This is a genomic window from Pseudomonas sp. ASL7 (genome assembly GCF_056680375.1).
Genome location: NZ_CM155279.1, coordinates 4,857,934 through 4,878,954, shown reverse-complemented (window position 1 = coordinate 4,878,954; position 21,021 = coordinate 4,857,934). Strand labels below are relative to the sequence as shown.

General features: G+C 55.9%; 12 protein-coding genes, 2 tRNA genes and 4 rRNA genes. 9 read left to right on the top strand and 9 right to left on the bottom strand.

Translation table 11 applies throughout. The annotated features are described in order from the left end of the window. The gene (lapG, locus tag AC1MDT_RS22645) at positions 1–693 is read right to left on the bottom strand and encodes a cysteine protease LapG (protein ID WP_480419029.1); all 693 of its coding nucleotides are present in this window, start codon (positions 691–693) and stop codon (positions 1–3) included. 231 nt (positions 694–924) lie between these two features. Between lapG and AC1MDT_RS22640 the strand changes: the two genes are divergently transcribed. From AC1MDT_RS22640 to AC1MDT_RS22620, 5 genes are all read left to right on the top strand, one after another. After that, the gene (locus AC1MDT_RS22640) at positions 925–1,635 is read left to right on the top strand and encodes a GntR family transcriptional regulator (protein WP_480419028.1); all 711 of its coding nucleotides are present in this window, start codon (positions 925–927) and stop codon (positions 1,633–1,635) included. A 648-nt stretch (positions 1,636–2,283) separates the two neighbouring features. Next, entirely contained in the window at positions 2,284–3,060 is a 777-nt protein-coding gene (locus tag AC1MDT_RS22635) for a DUF3050 domain-containing protein (RefSeq protein ID WP_480419027.1), read from the top strand. Continuing rightward, positions 3,057–3,986 carry a diiron oxygenase gene (locus tag AC1MDT_RS22630; protein ID WP_480419026.1) on the top strand — a complete coding sequence of 310 codons (930 nt, stop codon included), beginning with the start codon at positions 3,057–3,059 and terminating at the stop codon, positions 3,984–3,986. Before AC1MDT_RS22635 ends, AC1MDT_RS22630 begins: the two co-directional genes overlap by 4 nt. 13 nt (positions 3,987–3,999) lie before the next feature. Beyond that, positions 4,000–7,416 (top strand): amino acid adenylation domain-containing protein, encoded by a 3,417-nt coding sequence (locus AC1MDT_RS22625; RefSeq protein WP_480419025.1) that lies wholly within the window; start codon positions 4,000–4,002, stop codon positions 7,414–7,416. Between the two features lie 30 nt (positions 7,417–7,446). Then, positions 7,447–7,914, top strand: coding sequence for an SRPBCC family protein (locus AC1MDT_RS22620; protein ID WP_480419024.1), 468 nt, complete (start codon positions 7,447–7,449; stop codon positions 7,912–7,914). 151 nt (positions 7,915–8,065) lie between these two features. Here AC1MDT_RS22620 and rrf (AC1MDT_RS22615) read toward each other — a convergent pair. The 8 genes from rrf (AC1MDT_RS22615) to AC1MDT_RS22580 form a co-directional block, all read right to left on the bottom strand. Continuing rightward, positions 8,066–8,181 (bottom strand): 5S ribosomal RNA (gene rrf, locus AC1MDT_RS22615). Between the two features lie 108 nt (positions 8,182–8,289). Beyond that, a 5S ribosomal RNA gene (gene rrf / locus AC1MDT_RS22610) occupies positions 8,290–8,405 on the bottom strand. Between the two features lie 173 nt (positions 8,406–8,578). Continuing rightward, positions 8,579–11,470: ribosomal RNA gene (locus AC1MDT_RS22605) — 23S ribosomal RNA — on the bottom strand. Between the two features lie 235 nt (positions 11,471–11,705). Continuing rightward, positions 11,706–11,781 (bottom strand) — tRNA-Ala (locus AC1MDT_RS22600). A 30-nt stretch (positions 11,782–11,811) separates the two neighbouring features. Then, positions 11,812–11,888 (bottom strand) — tRNA-Ile (locus AC1MDT_RS22595). Positions 11,889–11,971: 83 nt separating this feature from the next. Continuing rightward, positions 11,972–13,508, bottom strand: a 16S ribosomal RNA gene (locus AC1MDT_RS22590). Together the 16S, 23S and 5S rRNA genes with 2 tRNA genes alongside form the textbook arrangement of a ribosomal RNA operon. A gap of 584 nt (positions 13,509–14,092) precedes the next feature. Next, positions 14,093–15,313, bottom strand: a complete 1,221-nt coding sequence (locus AC1MDT_RS22585; protein ID WP_480419023.1) for a CaiB/BaiF CoA transferase family protein — start codon at positions 15,311–15,313, stop codon at positions 14,093–14,095. 13 nt (positions 15,314–15,326) lie between these two features. Further along, positions 15,327–16,508, bottom strand: a complete 1,182-nt coding sequence (locus tag AC1MDT_RS22580) for an acyl-CoA dehydrogenase (protein WP_076029106.1) — start codon at positions 16,506–16,508, stop codon at positions 15,327–15,329. 157 nt (positions 16,509–16,665) lie between these two features. Here AC1MDT_RS22580 and AC1MDT_RS22575 point away from each other — a divergent pair, with 157 nt between their 5' ends. From AC1MDT_RS22575 to AC1MDT_RS22560, 4 genes are all read left to right on the top strand, one after another. After that, positions 16,666–17,565 (top strand): LysR family transcriptional regulator, encoded by a 900-nt coding sequence (locus AC1MDT_RS22575; RefSeq protein WP_480419022.1) that lies wholly within the window; start codon positions 16,666–16,668, stop codon positions 17,563–17,565. Between the two features lie 433 nt (positions 17,566–17,998). Next, the gene (locus tag AC1MDT_RS22570) at positions 17,999–19,120 is read left to right on the top strand and encodes a Re/Si-specific NAD(P)(+) transhydrogenase subunit alpha (RefSeq protein WP_480419021.1); all 1,122 of its coding nucleotides are present in this window, start codon (positions 17,999–18,001) and stop codon (positions 19,118–19,120) included. Between the two features lie 11 nt (positions 19,121–19,131). Next, positions 19,132–19,488, top strand: a complete 357-nt coding sequence (locus tag AC1MDT_RS22565) for an NAD(P) transhydrogenase subunit alpha part 2 (protein ID WP_480419020.1) — start codon at positions 19,132–19,134, stop codon at positions 19,486–19,488. Then, positions 19,485–20,921, top strand: coding sequence for an NAD(P)(+) transhydrogenase (Re/Si-specific) subunit beta (locus AC1MDT_RS22560; RefSeq protein WP_480419019.1), 1,437 nt, complete (start codon positions 19,485–19,487; stop codon positions 20,919–20,921). Before AC1MDT_RS22565 ends, AC1MDT_RS22560 begins: the two co-directional genes overlap by 4 nt. Positions 20,922–21,021: the final 100 nt, after the last annotated feature.

Below are 21,021 nucleotides of genomic sequence, written 5' to 3'. Positions count from 1 at the left end.
CTAATGAGTCGTCTCGACCGGAAAACCTTCGGCTTGCATTTTCTTCAACACATCTTGCCAACGGGACAGCCGTTTGGTGTCTCCGACCCTCTTGTTGCCCTTGGCGCCCGGTAACCACAACCCTTCGGCATTAAAGGAATACACCGGTAATAAATCGGTTCGCTGACTGGCGGGTTTGATTGCATCGATCAGGCTGTCGAGCACCAAAGGCATCGCCTCTGGGCTTGAGTAATAGGTCAGCACCATATGTGCGCGGTTCAAGCGCAACGCCTTTACATAAGTAATGCGCAACTTGTCACTGGGCACGCCGAGATGACGCAAACTGAAATACTTGGCGATGGCGTAATCTTCGCAGTCACCGGCGCCCTTCCACAGTGCCTCGATCGGGGTTTCCCAGTAGTCGACCTCATGCCACAGGTCGATGTCTTCTTCATAGCGCATCTGTTTGTTGAAGAATTGGTTGACCACCTCGAGCTGCTGCAGCTCGCTGACTTGCTTTTGAGTTGCTAAAAGATGTTGCCAGGCATCAATACGCTGCTGCCCTTCGCCCAATGGCCCGTACAATGCCTGCGCTCGACGGCTGATCAGGGAAAAATCCCAGTCGGCATGCAGCCCGCCCAGCATGACGCCGGCCAGCAGCAATGCGCAGCCTAACCAGCGAAAAGTCCGAGGGATCGCGAAACGTACCGCCAATGCGAGGCACCCAGGTAGGCAAGTGGAAGTCGGTTGATGGTGGAGGTTAGCCCGTTAAAAGACAATGGCAGGATGAGATCACTTGCGGCGCGCTAGACTTTGTATGTCGGGGATCATAAAAATATCGCCGCCTTTTAAGGCGGAGATGTCTTGGCCGTTTGACAACCTGTCAGGCAGTCACTAGTGTCCTCTTGGATCCAAATTTATCTCAGTCAAACAGGGTGCGTTGTTGTGACACAGAAGCCCAATCCTCTGAACAGCATTAAGGTCAACGGGCCGATTCCTGCTCATCTGGCACGCTCGGTGATTGAAGAAACTCTGCGTTCGGCGATTCTCGACGGGCGTATTCCCTGCGGTACGGCCCTGCGTCAGCAAGATTTGGCCGACCTGTTCGGCGTCAGCCGCATGCCGGTACGCGAAGCGCTGCGCCAACTCGAAGCGCAAGCGTTGCTCAACGTGGTCGCGCATAAAGGCGCAGTGGTCGCACCGTTGGTTCAGGGCGATGCTGTAGAAACCTACGCGCTACGGATCCTGCTGGAATCGGAAGCCTTGCGCTTGTCGATTCCATTGCTCGAAATTGCAGATCTGGAACAGGCTGCCCGCTACATCGATGAGTTGGAAACAGAACAAAACTACACCGAAATCGGCCGACTCAATCGCTTGTTCCACATGTCGCTGTACTGCAAAGCACCGAACCAGCGGCTATTGAGGTTAGTGGAAGACGGGTTGAACGAAGAGGAGCGCTTCCTGCGTTTCAACCTGGAAGCCATGGGCCTGGGCAAACTGTCCCAGGAAGATCACCGTGCACTGCTGCAGGCTGTCGAAAACCGGGACATCGAGGGCTCGGTGAAGCTGCTCGCACACCACCTCAACCGCGGAGTCGAGGTCATCACCCGCTACCTCAACAGCCCTCAAGCGCTGAATAAAAAAACCTCGAAGTAAATCGCCATAGCAGCCTGAACGAGCAGGTTGCACTGCTCGTCTTGATTTGTCACAACTCGCCCTGCTCCAAAGCCTCCTCAAACCCATAATTTCACCGACTGCATGATGCCTCGGTGATAGCGGCTGCCTTGAATTACGCTCACTCTAGGGTGCCAGCGAATAACGTACGGGCGACGCTCCGCGCGAGCGAGCAGTCCCCGCATCAAGAACCTACGGAAGGAGCCTTGCCACGGGAAAGGAAGAATCGGCGTCGCTCCCGGCCAACTTCTACCCCCTCAAATCACCTCAACGATTTCAATTAGAAAGTTGCTTCGAGTGAGGCATTCACTCTTTATTTTAATTCTGACTTATACAAGCCGGAAGGAGCAACTACGCCAAAATAAAACTTATATGAAAAGTGTTATTGGAACTTGTCACGCCTTAAAAAGTTAAACTTGAAAATAATATAAAAATAACTTGTCGCGATCTTTATTCGTGTATTAGTTTTTCTCCGCAGCCAATGAACACTGGCGACCAAGCCAGCATTAAATGACTTGGAAACAACTGACACAGATCAATTCGTTTGAGGCACTCGCTCGCCAAAAGAAACGTTTAACTCGCAGTTACTTATTGATCACCCCTCATTCCAGAGAACTTATAGGCTCTCCCATGAAACCGACTAAAGATCGCCTGAACCAGAAGAAAGCAGAACTTAGCGCGCATCCGATTTTCTCCGAAATCCATTCGTTGCCGATCCTCCAACGTTTCATGGAAACCCATGTATTTGCGGTGTGGGATTTCATGTCGCTGACCAAGCGCCTGCAACAGGAACTGACCTGCGTGCAACTGCCATGGCTGCCGCCGCGGGATGCCCAGGCGGCGCGGTTGATCAATGAGATTGTGCTGGGTGAAGAGTCTGATGACCGTCCGACGCAAGGTCACTACAGCCATTTCGAGTTGTACCTGGATGCAATGCGCGAAGTCGGGGCAAGCACCGCCGCCGTCGAACGCTTCGTGGCCCTGCAACAAGAAGGCGTGAGCTACGACGTGGCACTGCAGAGCGTGGACGTCGACCCGGCGGCCGCGCGGTTCGTTCGTCATACCTTGCACACTGCATTGCATGCGCCCGGCCACAGCGTGGCAGCGGCGTTTCTGCATGGTCGCGAGAGCGTCATCCCGCAGATGTTCCAGCGTATTCTCGACGACTGGGGTATTGGCATCGAGCAGGCGCCGACGTTTCGTTACTACCTCGAGCGACACATCGAAGTCGACTCCGAAGACCACGGCCCGGCCGCCGAAAAACTCCTCGCACGGCTGGTCGATGGCGATCCACAACGCGAAGTAGACGTCTACGCCAGCGCCATCGCCGCCGTCGAAAGTCGCATCGCCCTGTGGGACGGACTGCGCCTGAGCATGAGCGAGCCGGCTGCGGAGGTGAACGCATGAACGCCGCCGACTACCAATCCTTCGCCGACGCCTGGGAAAGCCGCGCGACCATTCGCACCCGCCCGCGCCGCGTTCTGGAGAACGACCACAAGCTGATTTATCCGTTGAGCCGACAACCGTTGGTGCTCAGCGAAACCTTCCTGCGCGAATGCCCGGAACAGCGCGACTTTGCCTTGGTGCAGACGCTCTACAAATTCATCAACGACGTGGTGATTTTCGAAACCGAGATCGTCGACAAGACCGCCCGCAGCATCGCGAAAAACCGCTTCGCCGTGGCCTTCCCGTTCGCCTGTCGATACGACGCGATGACCGTGGTGGTGGACGAGGATTATCACGCGCTGGTCGCCATGGATTTCATGCAGCAAACCATCGCCATGACGGGGATCACGCCCCTCGAATTACCGGGTGAGATCGAACTGAGCCGGGCTGTTCCAGCCGCCGTGGCACTGGCACCGGAACACTTGCGCAGTGCCGTGGAATTGATCTGCGTGGCCATCGCCGAAAACACCGTGACCGGCGATGTCGCGGCGTTTGCCAAGGACGACACGGTCAAGCAATCGATCAAGGGTTTGATGGCCGACCACTTGCTGGACGAGGGCCGTCATTCCGGGTTTTGGTCACGGATGGTGCGCATCTATTGGCACACCGCGAGCGAAGCCGACCGGCAGTGCATCGCCCACATCCTGCCGGTGTTCATCGGCCATTACCTGACCAACGAGATCCAGAAGTCCTTCGACTTCCGGTTGATCGAGTCCTTGCAAATCAGCGAGACGGCGCGCAGCGCTCTCAAGCGCGAAGTGTCGGGGCTGGCCTTTCCGATCAACCGCCATCACCCACTGGTGGCCAACATCGTGCGGTTTTTCCGTAGCAGTTCACTGCTCGATTCGCCGTGCGTGCAAAGCGCCTTGAGCGACTACCTGGTTTAACGAGGAGCACATCATGAGACGTCTCGATATTCTGCTCATTGGGCAAAGCCAGGCCCTGACCGACCTGGCGCTGGAACTCGAACAGCACGGTCATTCACTGGTGCACCTGACGAGCGTCGACGAACAGCCATCCGGTCCTGCCGATTTGCTGATTGACGACGCTACCCTGCCATTCCGGAACTTCGGCCCCGTACCTCAACTGACGCTAAAGCTGGGTATAGGAACATCGGCTACTGCTGTCCTGCCGTCGCTGGACCTGTTGTGCCTGCTTGGTTCAACGCTGCTCACTCGTGTGCCCATTGGCGACGAACCTTCGGGCAACGGCCAGGCACTGCGCTTGCGGGCGATGGGGGAGCTGGTGGACCACGTCGCGCTGCTGGTCAGTCGCTTCTCACGGGACGTCGAGTACTTTGAGCTTTCTGTGCCGATCCCCTCCATTCCCTTCGAGCGCGTGGAGAACCTCCTGTTTCTGGAGAGCCTGGCGTTCGTCCATCGACTCAACACAACGACTGAACCCAAACTGCTGCACCTCGCGCAAACACCGACGATCGAGCGGCTTGAGCAGCGCTTTATCCAGTCCGCTGAACGCCCGGCACTGAACATCGCCGGCACCTCCCTGAGCTATCGCGCACTGTACGCTCACAGCCGTGCCATTGAGCAGCGATTGCAGCCTTTGCTCAACCAGCACGAAGGGCCGTTGGTGGTCGGGATCTGTTTGCCGAAATGCAGCGCGCTGTACGCAGGCATTCTGGCAATTCTCGGCAGCGGCGCGGTGTACCTGCCGCTGGAGCCGAGCCACCCGCTGCAACGTCAGCAATACATTCTGGCGAATGCCGGGGCGGTGTTGTTGCTGCACGACGGCCAGCATCCGCTCGCTGACGAAATACCTGGGATGGATATCAGCAGCATCGACTTTGATGACATGGATCTCGATCAACCGCTGATGCGTCAGCGGCCGGGGCTCGATGCTCCGTGCATGGCGCTCTATACCTCGGGAACCACCGGCCATCCCAAAGGCGTTTTGCTCAGCCAGGCCAACCTCGCGCACTTCACCGCCTGGTATGCCGACTATGTGCAACTGACGGAACAGAGCCGGGTGTTGCAGTTTTCATCGTTGAGTTTCGACTCGTCACTGATCGATATTTTCCCGACGTTGCTGCAGGGGGCCGAACTGATCGTACCCAGCGAGGATCAGCGTCGCGATCCACTGCAATTGGTCGACCTGATCCGCCATCGACAACTCAGTCATGCCTTTTTGCCGCCAGCGTTGCTGAGCATCCTGCCGCTGGATCAATTGCAGTGCCTGGATCATGTGATGACCGGCGGCGATGTGTGCGAACCCTACGTCATCCAGCAACTGACACGCCAGGGCAGGTTCTACAACCTCTATGGCCCCACCGAAGCCACGGTGCTGATTACCGCGCGGCGCCTGCAAGCCGGCGATAGCAATCGAACCCTTGGCGCGCCGATCGCCAACAGCCAGGTGCTGATTCTCGATGAGGGTTTTCAACCGGTGGCCGAACAAACCGTCGGCGAGTTGTACATCGTCGGCCCTGGTGTATGCCTGGGTTACCTGAACAACCCGCAACAGACCGCCGAACGTTATTTAAACCTGAGCTTGCCGAATGGTCATAGCCTGCGCGCCTACCGCACAGGCGACATGGCGAAGTGGACCGCCGAAGGTATCGAACTCTGCGGACGGCGCGACAACCAGGTGAAGATCCGTGGCTTCCGGGTCGAGCCAGAAGAGATTGAGGGCTGCCTGCGCGACAGCCAGTTGTACCGTCAGGTGGCGGTGGTCATCGACAGTCATCGACGGATTCTGGCCTTCCTTGCGCAACCGCAGGAGGACCAATCCGGTGCCGCTCGTGACGCGTTGAAAGCCCATTCGTTGCTGTTTTTGCCGGACTACATGCAACCCGTGGCCTGGACTGAGCTGACGAGCATGCCGTTCGCCAGCAATGGCAAAGTCGACCGTAAAGCGCTGTTGGGACTCCCCGTCAGCATTACCGAAAACAACCAGCGACGCCTGCCCGCCAGCGCCGATGAAGCGCTGCTGCTGGAAATCTGGGCCGAGCTGCTGGAATTGCCCGCCAGCGATATTTCCACCGATGAAAGTTTCTTCAATCTGGGCGGCCACTCAATCCTGCTGTCGCGCATGCTGTTGCGTTTGCGTGAAGAGTTCGGGCGCAGCATCTCGATCAATCGCTTCATCGAACTGCCGACCATCACGAAGTTGGCGACCCTGGTTCGCGGCACCGGCACCGAAGCCGTATTGAGTGAACAGGCCATGGCCGACGCCTTCCGCGAACTGGATGTACAGCCGCTGCCTGTTAGCCAGATGGGCGATGTGCACAAAGTGATCGTCACTGGCGCCAACAGTTTTGTCGGTCTCCACATCGTCGAAGCGCTGCTCGCCTGGGGCGCCAGCGAAGTCGCCTGCCTGGTGCGCGACGGCGGCGGGCAATCAGCGGCGGAACGCTTTACTCATGCAGTGCGAGAGAACCGTCTGGAACACCTGGACCTCAGCCGGGTACAGGTTTACGCGGCGGACATTACACGGCCCGGACTGGGACTCGCCAATGAGGTCTACGAGCGGCTGGATCGTGAGTTCGGCGCGCTGGTGCACAACGCCGCCAACGTCAATCACGTCCTCGATTACGAGTCATTGGCACGGGACAACGTCGAACCGATTTTCGAGTGCCTGCGTCTGTGTGAAGGACGCAGCAAAAAAATCTTCAATTTCGTCTCCACGCTCTCGGCCTCCAGCACGATTTCTGCCGAGGGGCGGGTGCTGGAACTGCCCGCGGCGCAGACCCCGCCGATCTACATCAAGAACGGCTACAACCTGTCCAAGTGGGTCGGTGAGCGAATCCTCGAACGGGGTCGCGAACGCGGAGTGCGGGTCAATCTGTATCGACCCGGCAACATCAGTTTCAACAGCCTCACCGGTGTCTGCCAGCCGCACAAAAATCGCTTGATGCTGATGCTCAAAGGTTCGATCCAGCTCGGACAAGTGCCGGAGTTTGCACTGAACTTCGACCTGATGCCGGTGGACTTTCTCGCCCGCTTCATCGCCTTTCACGCCAGCCGCTATCAGGCCGAAAAAGCGGTGTTCAACCTGCACAACCCAGAACCTCTGAGTTGGGATGACTACGTGTCGTCATTCCGTGAGGCCGGTCGGGAGTTTTCCATGGTCAGCGTTGCCGACTGGCAGCAGCAACTGGGGCGAGTCGACACCGATAACGCCCTGTTCGGCGTACTCGGTTTCTACCTCAACGGCTTCGAAGAAGACATCGGCGACATCTCGATGATCGGCCACGACAACGCCCAGGCCGGGGTCCGGCAGATGGGTGCGCGGTACCCGGAAAAATCTCCGGCACTGCTGCGCCGCGGCTGCGACTACCTCAAAGAAATCAATTTCATCTGATTCCCCCTACACCAACAATGGAGCAAGACCATGACTACTCTGCAACCCGATACTTTGATCAGAAATCCACAAGGCTGCCATGTGGCGTCCTCGGTGGAAGTGCCGGCTGACGCCGCGCAGGTCTGGGCCGTGGTCGGCAACTTTGCCGGCTTCGATCAATTCATTCCGGCGCTGTCGCACATCGAGATGACCGGCGAAGGCGTGTCTTCCCTGCGCAAGAAGTTCTTCAAGGATGGCAACCTGGTGGTCGAACAACTGAACTCCCGGGATGACCAGGCACGGAACATGACCTGGACCACGATCTACAACACCTTGGGTGTGGCTCATTTGTGGGCCGCGATGAGTGTTGAACCGGTGACTGCCGGCAAATCCCGAGCGACCTGGACCATCATCGCAGAACCCGCACAGGACAGCGTGGAGGCACTCTCAGGGTTCAAGGACTTTGTTCAGGGTTTTGCCGATGATGCGATGAACAATGTGCTGAAACTGTTTACGTAAGCCACGGTGAGCCACCAGCTCTAATCACTCGCCACACCGACAAAGCCAGCCCCTGAGTTCATGGGCTGGCTTTTTCGTGACCACGGTTTTTGATAGCCCTAGAACGACAAAACCCCTGTCTGCGTTAGCAGACAGGGGTTTCGGAATTCAATCTTGACGATGACCTACTCTCACATGGGGAAACCCCACACTACCATCGGCGATGCATCGTTTCACTACTGAGTTCGGGATGGGATCAGGTGGTTCCAATGCTCTATGGTCGTCAAGAAATTCTGTGACCAGCCCGTTACAGCAGTAACGTGCCAGCAAAATTGGTGACTTCTACTTAAAACAAAACCCCTACCTGCATACGCAGATAGGGGTTTCGGAATTTAATCTTGACGATGACCTACTCTCACATGGGGAAACCCCACACTACCATCGGCGATGCATCGTTTCACTGCTGAGTTCGGGATGGGATCAGGTGGTTCCAATGCTCTATGGTCGTCAAGAAATTCGGTAGCCAGGTCGTTCACCTTTCGGTTTACGCTCCAGCGAATGGGTAGGTGATAGAGCTTGGTGCTTTGTGAGTTTGTCGAACTTTCGGTTCGTTTCGTCTTCACACACCGCAATCTGGTGCTCTTTCGCTTTTCAGCTCGAAGCCTGCAAATTGCTTGGGTGTTATATGGTCAAGCCTCACGGGCAATTAGTATTGGTTAGCTCAACGCCTCACAGCGCTTACACACCCAACCTATCAACGTCGTAGTCTTCGACGGCCCTTCAGGGGACTCAAGGTCCCAGTGAGATCTCATCTTGAGGCTAGTTTCCCGCTTAGATGCTTTCAGCGGTTATCTATTCCGAACATAGCTACCCGGCAATGCCACTGGCGTGACAACCGGAACACCAGAGGTTCGTCCACTCCGGTCCTCTCGTACTAGGAGCAGCCCCTCTCAAATCTCAAACGTCCACGGCAGATAGGGACCGAACTGTCTCACGACGTTCTAAACCCAGCTCGCGTACCACTTTAAATGGCGAACAGCCATACCCTTGGGACCGGCTTCAGCCCCAGGATGTGATGAGCCGACATCGAGGTGCCAAACACCGCCGTCGATATGAACTCTTGGGCGGTATCAGCCTGTTATCCCCGGAGTACCTTTTATCCGTTGAGCGATGGCCCTTCCATACAGAACCACCGGATCACTAAGACCTACTTTCGTACCTGCTCGACGTGTCTGTCTCGCAGTCAAGCGCGCTTTTGCCTTTATACTCTACGACCGATTTCCGACCGGTCTGAGCGCACCTTCGTACTCCTCCGTTACTCTTTAGGAGGAGACCGCCCCAGTCAAACTACCCACCATACACTGTCCTCGATCCGGATAACGGACCTGAGTTAGAACCTCAAAGTTGCCAGGGTGGTATTTCAAGGTTGGCTCCACGCGAACTGGCGTCCACGCTTCAAAGCCTCCCACCTATCCTACACAAGCAAATTCAAAGTCCAGTGCAAAGCTATAGTAAAGGTTCACGGGGTCTTTCCGTCTAGCCGCGGATACACTGCATCTTCACAGCGATTTCAATTTCACTGAGTCTCGGGTGGAGACAGCGCCGCCATCGTTACGCCATTCGTGCAGGTCGGAACTTACCCGACAAGGAATTTCGCTACCTTAGGACCGTTATAGTTACGGCCGCCGTTTACCGGGGCTTCGATCAAGAGCTTCGCGTTAGCTAACCCCATCAATTAACCTTCCGGCACCGGGCAGGCGTCACACCCTATACGTCCACTTTCGTGTTTGCAGAGTGCTGTGTTTTTAATAAACAGTCGCAGCGGCCTGGTATCTTCGACCGGCATGGGCTTACGCAGTAAATGCTTCACCCTCACCGGCGCACCTTCTCCCGAAGTTACGGTGCCATTTTGCCTAGTTCCTTCACCCGAGTTCTCTCAAGCGCCTTGGTATTCTCTACCCAACCACCTGTGTCGGTTTGGGGTACGGTTCCTGGTTACCTGAAGCTTAGAAGCTTTTCTTGGAAGCATGGCATCAACCACTTCGTGTACCAAAGGCACACTCGTCATCAGCTCTCGGCCTTAGAATCCCGGATTTACCTAAGATTCCAGCCTACCACCTTAAACTTGGACAACCAACGCCAAGCTGGCCTAGCCTTCTCCGTCCCTCCATCGCAATAACCAGAAGTACAGGAATATTAACCTGTTTTCCATCGACTACGCTTTTCAGCCTCGCCTTAGGGACCGACTAACCCTGCGTCGATTAACGTTGCGCAGGAAACCTTGGTCTTTCGGCGTGGGTGTTTTTCACACCCATTGTCGTTACTCATGTCAGCATTCGCACTTCTGATACCTCCAGCAAGCTTCTCAACTCACCTTCACAGGCTTACAGAACGCTCCTCTACCGCATCACCTAAGTGATACCCGTAGCTTCGGTGTATGGTTTGAGCCCCGTTACATCTTCCGCGCAGGCCGACTCGACTAGTGAGCTATTACGCTTTCTTTAAAGGGTGGCTGCTTCTAAGCCAACCTCCTAGCTGTCTAAGCCTTCCCACATCGTTTCCCACTTAACCATAACTTTGGGACCTTAGCTGACGGTCTGGGTTGTTTCCCTTTTCACGACGGACGTTAGCACCCGCCGTGTGTCTCCCATGCTCGGCACTTGTAGGTATTCGGAGTTTGCATCGGTTTGGTAAGTCGGGATGACCCCCTAGCCGAAACAGTGCTCTACCCCCTACAGTGATACATGAGGCGCTACCTAAATAGCTTTCGAGGAGAACCAGCTATCTCCGAGCTTGATTAGCCTTTCACTCCGATCCACAGGTCATCCGCTAACTTTTCAACGGTAGTCGGTTCGGTCCTCCAGTTAGTGTTACCCAACCTTCAACCTGCCCATGGATAGATCGCCCGGTTTCGGGTCTATTCCCAGCGACTAGACGCCCTATTAAGACTCGCTTTCGCTACGCCTCCCCTATTCGGTTAAGCTCGCCACTGAAAATAAGTCGCTGACCCATTATACAAAAGGTACGCAGTCACCCAACAAAGTGGGCTCCCACTGCTTGTACGCATACGGTTTCAGGATCTATTTCACTCCCCTCTCCGGGGTTCTTTTCGCCTTTCCCTCACGGTACTAGTTCACTATCGGTCAGTCAGTAGTATTTAGCCTTGGAGGATGGTCCCCCCATATTCAGACAAAGTTTCTCGTGCTCCGTCCTACTCGATTTCATGACTAAGAGATTTTCGCGTACAGGGCTATCACCCACTATGGCCGCACTTTCCAGAGCGTTCCGCTAATCTCAAAGCCACTTAAGGGCTAGTCCCCGTTCGCTCGCCACTACTAAGGGAATCTCGGTTGATTTCTTTTCCTCAGGGTACTTAGATGTTTCAGTTCCCCTGGTTCGCCTCTTAAGCCTATGTATTCAGCTTAAGATAACCATCTTATGATGGCTGGGTTCCCCCATTCAGACATCTCCGGATCAAAGTCTGTTTGCCGACTCCCCGAAGCTTTTCGCAGGCTACCACGTCTTTCATCGCCTCTGACTGCCAAGGCATCCACCGTATGCGCTTCTTCACTTGACCATATAACCCCAAGCAATCTGGTTATACTGTGAAGACGACATTCGCCGAAAATTCGCAATTACTCACAAATTTTACCTTAGCCTGATCCGTTACCAGTGAAAGTAACGTCCAGTCTATCTTTCTATCACATACCCAAATTTTTAAAGAACGATCTAATCTTAAAGATCAGAAATCAACATTCACCATCGTTACGATGGAATGCTCATTTCTAAGCTTTACAACTCAGAAGCAGTAGTGGTGGAGCCAAACGGGATCGAACCGTTGACCTCCTGCGTGCAAGGCAGGCGCTCTCCCAGCTGAGCTATGGCCCCGTATTTCTACAGGCGTTTCCCACACAAAATTGGTGGGTCTGGGCAGATTCGAACTGCCGACCTCACCCTTATCAGGGGTGCGCTCTAACCAACTGAGCTACAGACCCAATTTCGGGCTGCTTCTATATCGTCTTCTTCAATGAATCAAGCAATTCGTGTGGGAACTTATGGAGCAGCTGATGTCGTCGATTAAGGAGGTGATCCAGCCGCAGGTTCCCCTACGGCTACCTTGTTACGACTTCACCCCAGTCATGAATCACACCGTGGTAACCGTCCTCCCGAAGGTTAGACTAGCTACTTCTGGTGCAACCCACTCCCATGGTGTGACGGGCGGTGTGTACAAGGCCCGGGAACGTATTCACCGCGACATTCTGATTCGCGATTACTAGCGATTCCGACTTCACGCAGTCGAGTTGCAGACTGCGATCCGGACTACGATCGGTTTTCTGGGATTAGCTCCACCTCGCGGCTTGGCAACCCTCTGTACCGACCATTGTAGCACGTGTGTAGCCCAGGCCGTAAGGGCCATGATGACTTGACGTCATCCCCACCTTCCTCCGGTTTGTCACCGGCAGTCTCCTTAGAGTGCCCACCATAACGTGCTGGTAACTAAGGACAAGGGTTGCGCTCGTTACGGGACTTAACCCAACATCTCACGACACGAGCTGACGACAGCCATGCAGCACCTGTCTCAATGTTCCCGAAGGCACCAATCCATCTCTGGAAAGTTCATTGGATGTCAAGGCCTGGTAAGGTTCTTCGCGTTGCTTCGAATTAAACCACATGCTCCACCGCTTGTGCGGGCCCCCGTCAATTCATTTGAGTTTTAACCTTGCGGCCGTACTCCCCAGGCGGTCAACTTAATGCGTTAGCTGCGCCACTAAGAGCTCAAGGCTCCCAACGGCTAGTTGACATCGTTTACGGCGTGGACTACCAGGGTATCTAATCCTGTTTGCTCCCCACGCTTTCGCACCTCAGTGTCAGTATCAGTCCAGGTGGTCGCCTTCGCCACTGGTGTTCCTTCCTATATCTACGCATTTCACCGCTACACAGGAAATTCCACCACCCTCTACCATACTCTAGCTCGACAGTTTTGAATGCAGTTCCCAGGTTGAGCCCGGGGATTTCACATCCAACTTAACGAACCACCTACGCGCGCTTTACGCCCAGTAATTCCGATTAACGCTTGCACCCTCTGTATTACCGCGGCTGCTGGCACAGAGTTAGCCGGTGCTTATTCTGTCGGTAACGTCAAAACAGATACGTATTAGGTAACTGCCCTTCCTCCCAACTTAAAGTGCTTTACAATCCGAAGACCTTCTTCACACACGCGGCATGGCTGGATCAGGCTTTCGCCCATTGTCCAATATTCCCCACTGCTGCCTCCCGTAGGAGTCTGGACCGTGTCTCAGTTCCAGTGTGACTGATCATCCTCTCAGACCAGTTACGGATCGTCGCCTTGGTGAGCCATTACCTCACCAACTAGCTAATCCGACCTAGGCTCATCTGATAGCGCAAGGCCCGAAGGTCCCCTGCTTTCTCCCGTAGGACGTATGCGGTATTAGCGTCCGTTTCCGAGCGTTATCCCCCACTACCAGGCAGATTCCTAGGCATTACTCACCCGTCCGCCGCTCTCAAGAGAAGCAAGCTTCTCTCTACCGCTCGACTTGCATGTGTTAGGCCTGCCGCCAGCGTTCAATCTGAGCCATGATCAAACTCTTCAGTTCAAACATCTTTGGGTTTTTAAGAAACCCTAAACTTGGCTCAGCAATCGTTGGTTACATCTTTGATTTCTCGCGGAGTAACTTGTGATGCTGATAATCTTGTTGACTATCAGTCTGACTCCACAAGCACCCACACGAATTGCTTGATTCAGTTGTTAAAGAGCGGTTGGCTGAGTCTTTCGTCTCGACCGAGGCGCGCATTCTACAGCAGCCTCTGTTGCTGTCAAGCGGTTATTTTCCGAAGCTTTCAAAGTTTCCTTTGTAACTTCAACCACTTGCGCTTTCGATCTCTCGTTAGCGGGAGGCGAATTCTACAGCGTTACTCGCTGCTGTCAACACCTCTTTTTCAACTCCTTTCGCGCTTCGATGACCTGAAGCAACTTGCTGCCGAAAACTGCGTAACTCATTGTTTACCAAGGAGTTTTCCGTTTCGACTGCGCCGGAAGTGGGGGGAATTATAGACGTCTGGAATCTGCCGTCAACCTCTGATTTTGCTTTTCTATCAATAAGTTGCGCAAAGGCCGAAAACAGCCCGGCTTCGCTCTATATAGAGGAGCAAAGCCACACCCTCTATATAGAGGGAAGCCTCAAAGCACCCCAGCCGCTTTAAAAGCCGCAACCGTATTAGCATCCAGCCCCAACACTCGCTGCAAAACCTCCAGCGTATGCTCACCCAACAAAGGAGGCGCATTGCGGTATTCCACCGGGGTATCGGAAAGACGAATCGGACTCGCCACTTGCGGCACCATCCCGGCCAACGCATGGGGTAGTTCGATCGCCAATCCACGCGCTTTAACCTGAGGATCGGCAAACATCTGAGCCAGATCGTTAATAGGCCCGCACGGTACACCTGCCTGCTCCAGCCGCACGACCCACTCTGCAGTGGTCTTGAATACTGTTGCCTGGCGGATCAGCGGAATCAGCAGCGCCCGATTTGCCACCCGCAACTTGTTGGTAGCAAAACGCGGATCATCTGCCCATTGAGGCTGACCAGCCACCTCGGCAAATTTACGGAACTGCCCGTCATTACCGACGGTAAGGATGAAGTCGCCATCTGCCGTAGGAAAATCCTGATAGGGCACGATGTTCGGATGAGCATTACCTAAACGCTTGGGAGCAACTCCGGTCGTCAAATAGTTCATCGCCTGGTTGGCCAGACACGCCACCTGAACATCCAGCAGAGCCATATCAATATGCTGACCACCACCCTCATGCTCCCGGTGAGCCAGCGCTGCAAGAATCGCCACAGTCGAATAGAGCCCGGTCAAAATATCCGTCAGTGCCACCCCGACCTTTACCGGCCCAGCCCCCTCTTCCCCTTCAGGTCGCCCCGTCAGACTCATGAGGCCGCCCAGCCCCTGAATCATGAAGTCATAACCCGCGCGCTTGGCGTACGGCCCGGTCTGGCCAAACCCGGTGATCGAACAGTAGATGAGATTCGGATTGATCGCCTTCAGAGACGCATAATCCAGCCCATACGCCGCCAGACCACCGACCTTGAAGTTCTCGATCAAAATGTCCGATTTCGCCGCCAGCTCACGCACCAGCTTTTGCCCCTCTGGGCGCGTGAAATCGATCGTCACCGATTGCTTGTTGCGATTGGCCGACAAGTAATAGGCCGCTTCGCTGGTGTTCTCGCCATAAGCATCTTTAAGGAAGGGAGGCCCCCAGGCGCGCGTATCATCGCCATTTCCCGGGCGTTCGACCTTGATCACCTCGGCGCCAAGGTCCGCCAGAATTTGCCCGGACCAGGGCCCGGCCAGCACTCGCGATAAATCCAGTACCCGTAGATGCGAAAGCGCGCCCATGACCGTTCTCCTATTAATAGAACGCCTGGATGCCGGTCTGCGCGCGACCGAGGATTAGCGCGTGGACGTCATGCGTACCTTCATAGGTATTCACCACTTCCAGGTTCACCAGATGGCGGGCAACACCGAATTCATCGGAAATACCGTTGCCACCCAACATGTCGCGCGCCATGCGAGCGATGTCCAGGGATTTACCGCAGGAGTTGCGCTTCATCATCGAAGTGATCTCGACTGCCGCTGTCCCTTCATCTTTCATACGACCCAGACGCAAGCAACCTTGTAACGCCAGGGTGATTTCAGTCTGCATGTCGGCCAGCTTCTTCTGAATCAACTGAGTCGCCGCCAATGGGCGACCGAACTGCTGACGATCCAGGGTGTATTGGCGAGCGGTGTGCCAGCAGAATTCAGCCGCCCCCAGCGCGCCCCAGGAGATGCCGTAACGTGCCGAGTTGAGACAAGTGAACGGACCTTTCAGACCACGGACATCCGGGAAGATGTTCTCTTCAGGAACAAACACGTTGTCCATCACGATCTCACCGGTGATCGATGCACGCAGGCCAACCTTGCCGTGAATCGCCGGAGCGCTCAGGCCTTTCCAGCCCTTCTCCAGAACGAAGCCACGGATGTCGCCCGCGTCGTCCTTGCCCCAGACCACAAACACATCGGCGATAGGGCTGTTGGTGATCCACATCTTGTTGCCAGTCAGGCTGTAGCCGCCTTCCACTTTACGAGCGCGTGTAATCATCGCGCCCGGGTCGGAACCGTGGTTAGGCTCGGTCAGACCGAAGCAACCGATCCACTCGCCTGAGGCCAGCTTCGGCAGATACTTCTGTTTCTGGGCTTCGGTACCGAATTCGTTGATCGGCACCATCACCAACGAAGACTGCACACTCATCATCGAGCGATAGCCGGAGTCGACGCGCTCGACTTCACGAGCGATCAGGCCGTAGCTGACGTAGTTCAGGCCGCTACCGCCGTACTGCTCAGGGATGGTTGCACCCAGAAGGCCGACTTCACCCATCTCGCGGAAGATCGCCGGATCGGTTTTTTCATGACGGAAAGCTTCGAGCACGCGCGGCGCGAGCTTCTGCTGAGCGAATTGCTCGGCGGTGTCGCGGATCATGCGCTCTTCTTCGGTGAGCTGTTGATCCAGCAGCAGGGGATCGATCCAGTTGAAGCTAGCTTTACCGCCCATGAGTGTGTCCTCTCGAATCGGGTCAAATAACGTGGACTGATCCTAGGCCGGGTTCGACATTACGGCAAACGAGGATTTTGCATACTGTTGTGCTAATTTCTCACTCCGAAACATCGCGAAATAGCGCTTATGTGGTGCATTAGTGAGGTTGACGTACATGCGCAGGAAAATACCCAGCACAACCGCCCTGATTAGTTTTGAAGCGGCAGCGCGCCACGAGAGCTTTACCAAAGCCGCCCAAGAGCTTTCACTGACCCAAGGCGCGATTTGCCGACAGATCGCCAGTCTTGAAGAGTTCCTCAGCGTGGAACTGTTCCGACGCTCGCGGCGTGGGGTGAAGCTAACGGAAGCCGGACTTTCCTACAGCCGCCGAGTAGCCACCCAGCTCGACGCGGTTGAGCGAGACACCCTGTCGGTGATGGGCCAACAAGGCGCGAACGTGATTGAACTGGCGGTCGTACCAACCTTCGGCACTCAATGGCTGCTGCCACGGCTCAAGGACTTCCAGCAAAAACACCCGGAAGTGACGGTCAACCTCACAAACCGCACACGGCCCTTTCTGTTTGCCGACACCGACTTCGATGCCGCGATCTACTTCGGCGACGCGGATTGGTCGGGTACGCAATCCCACAGGTTGATGGGTGAAAATCCGATGCCCGTCTGCAGTCCGAGCCTTCTGGGAAAAAGAACGAGTCTGAGCGCCAGTGAAATCGCCGATCTGCCGCTACTCCAACAGACCACCCGCCCCTACGCCTGGCGCCAATGGTTCAACTCTCAGAACCTTAATATCCCGCGCGACATGACAGGGCCACGCTACGAGCTATTCTCCATGCTGGCCCAAGCGGCCATGCACGACATGGGGATCGCGCTGATCCCACCGTTCCTGATTCAGCGCGAACTGGCCGAGAAGCGCCTGATGATTGCCAGCCCCCAGGCACTCTCCAGCATAAAGGCCTATTACCTGATGATTCCTGAACGAAAGGTCGAATCAGCCTCTTTAAAGGCTTTTCGCGATTGGCTGGTTAATCAGGCACAAAGCTACAACCTAGAAGGATAAAGGCTTACAGCGATTATCTGACCTCGTAGTCAGCAAAATGAAAGCCCTACAGATATAAGTATTTGTCGCATTTTGCAGACTGTACCGACTAACAGTACAAACGTCCCACAAGCGCCTGAGGACGTGGCCTTGAGCCGTTATTCAGAAACATAACGCCTTATTCACCGCACCGATGTGTAAATTCTTGAAAATTGCGAAAAATCCATGAAAGGCACGGAATACAAGGGGTTGAGCCGGTTAGTTGCGACATACGGTCACGGGGTGACTTGTAGTTAATTTTCCGTCACCGATCATAATTCCTTGAAGGGCACAAAGTTCACCTGCAAAATGCCGCGCCCCGCCCTGATTTGGCGGGATCGTGCTGATCGGCCGCCCCAGCCGCACCATCCGCAGTGCCTGGGTTTACTCAATAAGATCACGCAGGAGATTTGACGTGCACATTGGTGTTCCTCTCGAAACCCAGACGGGTGAAACACGGGTTGCTGCAACCCCGGAAACCATCAAGAAGCTGATCGGCCAAGGTCATAAGGTCACTGTGCAAAGCGGCGCCGGCATTAATGCCAGTGTTGTCGACAGTGCCTATGAAGCGGCAGGCGCAACCATTGGCAGCGCCAATGATGCGTTTGGTGCCGAGCTGATTCTCAAGGTGGTCGCCCCCAGCGACAGCGAGCTGACGCTGATAAAGAGCGGCACCATTGTGGTGGGCATGCTCAATCCGTTCAGCAACGAAACCATTGCCAAGCTGGCCGAGTGCGGCATTACCGCGTTCGCGCTGGAAGCTGCGCCACGCACCTCCCGCGCTCAGAGCCTGGACGTGCTGTCGTCCCAGGCGAACATCGCCGGCTATAAAGCCGTGTTGCTGGCCGCTCATCATTATCCGCGCTTCATGCCGATGCTGATGACCGCGGCGGGCACCGTGAAAGCGGCACGCGTACTGATTCTAGGCGCTGGTGTGGCTGGTTTGCAGGCCATTGCTACGGCGAAGCGTCTGGGTGCGGTCATCGAAGCGTCTGACGTGCGTCCTGCTGTTAAAGAGCAGATCGAATCCCTCGGCGCCAAGTTCGTCGACGTCCCTTACGAGACCGATGAAGAACGCGAATGCGCCGTCGGTGTCGGTGGTTACGCGCGGCCAATGCCCGCCAGCTGGATGCAGCGTCAGGCCCTGGCCGTGCACGAGCGCGCCAAGCAGGCTGACATCGTCATCACTACTGCACTGATTCCCGGCCGCAAGGCGCCGACGCTTTTGAGCGCGGAAACCGTGGCGCAGATGAAGCCAGGCTCGGTGGTCATCGACCTCGCGGCAGCTCAGGGCGGCAACTGCCCGTTGACCGTGGCGGATCAAGTGGTGGTCGTGAATGGCGTGACTATTTGTGGCCCGACCAACCTGGCCGGCGCGGTCGCGGCAGATGCTTCGGCACTGTATGCACGCAACCTGCTGGACTTCATGAAACTGTTGTTCGATAAAGAAGGACAACTGGTGATCAACCTTGAAGACGATATCGTCGCCGCGTGCCTGATGTGCCGCGACGGCCAGATCGTGCGCAAGAACGGCTGAGGATAAAAACAATGGAAGACATGCTGATCTCTCATGGCATCTACAACCTGATCATCTTCGTGCTGGCCATCTATGTCGGCTACCACGTGGTCTGGAACGTGACACCTGCACTGCACACACCGCTGATGGCTGTTACCAACGCCATCTCGGCCATCGTGATCGTCGGCGCCATGCTCGCCGCCGCCCTCACCGTGACCCCGCTGGGCAAGACCATGGGCACCCTGGCTGTGGCCCTGGCCGCGGTCAACGTATTTGGTGGCTTCCTGGTGACCCGGCGCATGCTGGAAATGTTCAAGAAGAAAGCGGCTCCAGCAAAAGCTTCGGCAGCCAAGGCCGATGCAGTCAAGGCTGAGGTGCAGCAAGCATGAGCATGAACCTGGTTACATCCCTGTATTTGATCGCCTCGGTCTGCTTCATCCAGGCGCTCAAGGGCCTCTCACACCCAACCACGTCGCGTCGCGGCAACCTGTTCGGCATGCTCGGCATGGGCCTGGCGATCCTTACCACGGTCGGCCTGATCTACAAGCTCGGTGCCGAGCTGGCCCATGACGGTATCGTCTACGTGATCGTCGGCCTGCTGGTCGGCGGCACTGTCGGTTCGATCATGGCCAAACGCGTTGAAATGACCAAGATGCCCGAGCTGGTTGCCTTCATGCACAGCATGATCGGCCTGGCGGCTGTGTTCATCGCCGTGGCTGCCGTGGTGGAACCACAGTCGCTGGGCATCGTCCAGCAACTCGGTGACGCGATCCCGGCCGGTAACCGTCTGGAACTGTTCCTCGGTGCGGCCATCGGTGCGATCACCTTCTCCGGCTCTGTCATCGCTTTCGGCAAACTGGCTGGCAAGTACAAGTTCCGCCTGTTCCAGGGCGCGCCGGTACAGTTTCGCGGTCAGCATAAGTTGAACCTGCTGCTGGGCCTGGCGACACTGGCATTGGGCGTGACCTTCATGCTGACCGGCAACCTCAGCGCCTTCGCGCTGATGCTGGCCCTGGCCTTCGTGCTGGGCGTGCTGATCATCATCCCGATCGGCGGCGCAGACATGCCAGTGGTCGTGTCGATGCTCAACAGCTACTCCGGCTGGGCAGCGGCCGGTATCGGTTTCTCGCTGAACAACGCGATGCTGATTATCGCGGGCTCCCTGGTGGGTTCGTCCGGTGCGATCCTCTCGTACATCATGTGCAAGGCGATGAACCGTTCGTTCTTCAACGTCCTGCTCGGTGGCTTTGGCAACACGGCGGATGCGGCCGGCCCTGCGGGTTCGAAAGAAGCCCGCCCGGTGAAATCCGGTTCGGCTGACGATGCCACCTTCCTGCTGACCAACGCCGACACCGTGATCATCGTCCCGGGTTACGGCCTGGCGGTGGCGCGGGCACAGCATGCGTTGAAGGAGCTCACCGAGAAGCTGACTCATCGCGGCGTCACCGTGAAGTACGCGATCCACCCGGTTGCCGGTCGGATGCCTGGCCACATGAACGTGTTGCTGGCCGAGGCGGAAGTGCCTTACGACCAGGTGTTCGAGATGGAAGACATCAACTCCGAGTTCGGGCAGGCCGACGTGGTGCTGGTGCTCGGCGCCAACGACGTGGTAAACCCGGCCGCGAAGAACGATCCGAAATCGCCGATTGCCGGCATGCCGATTCTCGAAGCGTTCAAGGCCAAGACCATCATCGTCAACAAGCGCTCGATGGCCAGCGGCTATGCCGGACTGGATAACGAGCTGTTTTACCTGGATAAAACCATGATGGTCTTCGGCGACGCCAAGAAGGTCATCGAAGACATGGTTAAAGCCGTCGAGTAAAACTCGCGCACGCAGCAATACCTGAAACCCCAGCCTTTAGCAGGCTGGGGTTTTTTATTGCCCGCGAAAAACCCGACAAAAGGCTCTAAATCAGGGGCTG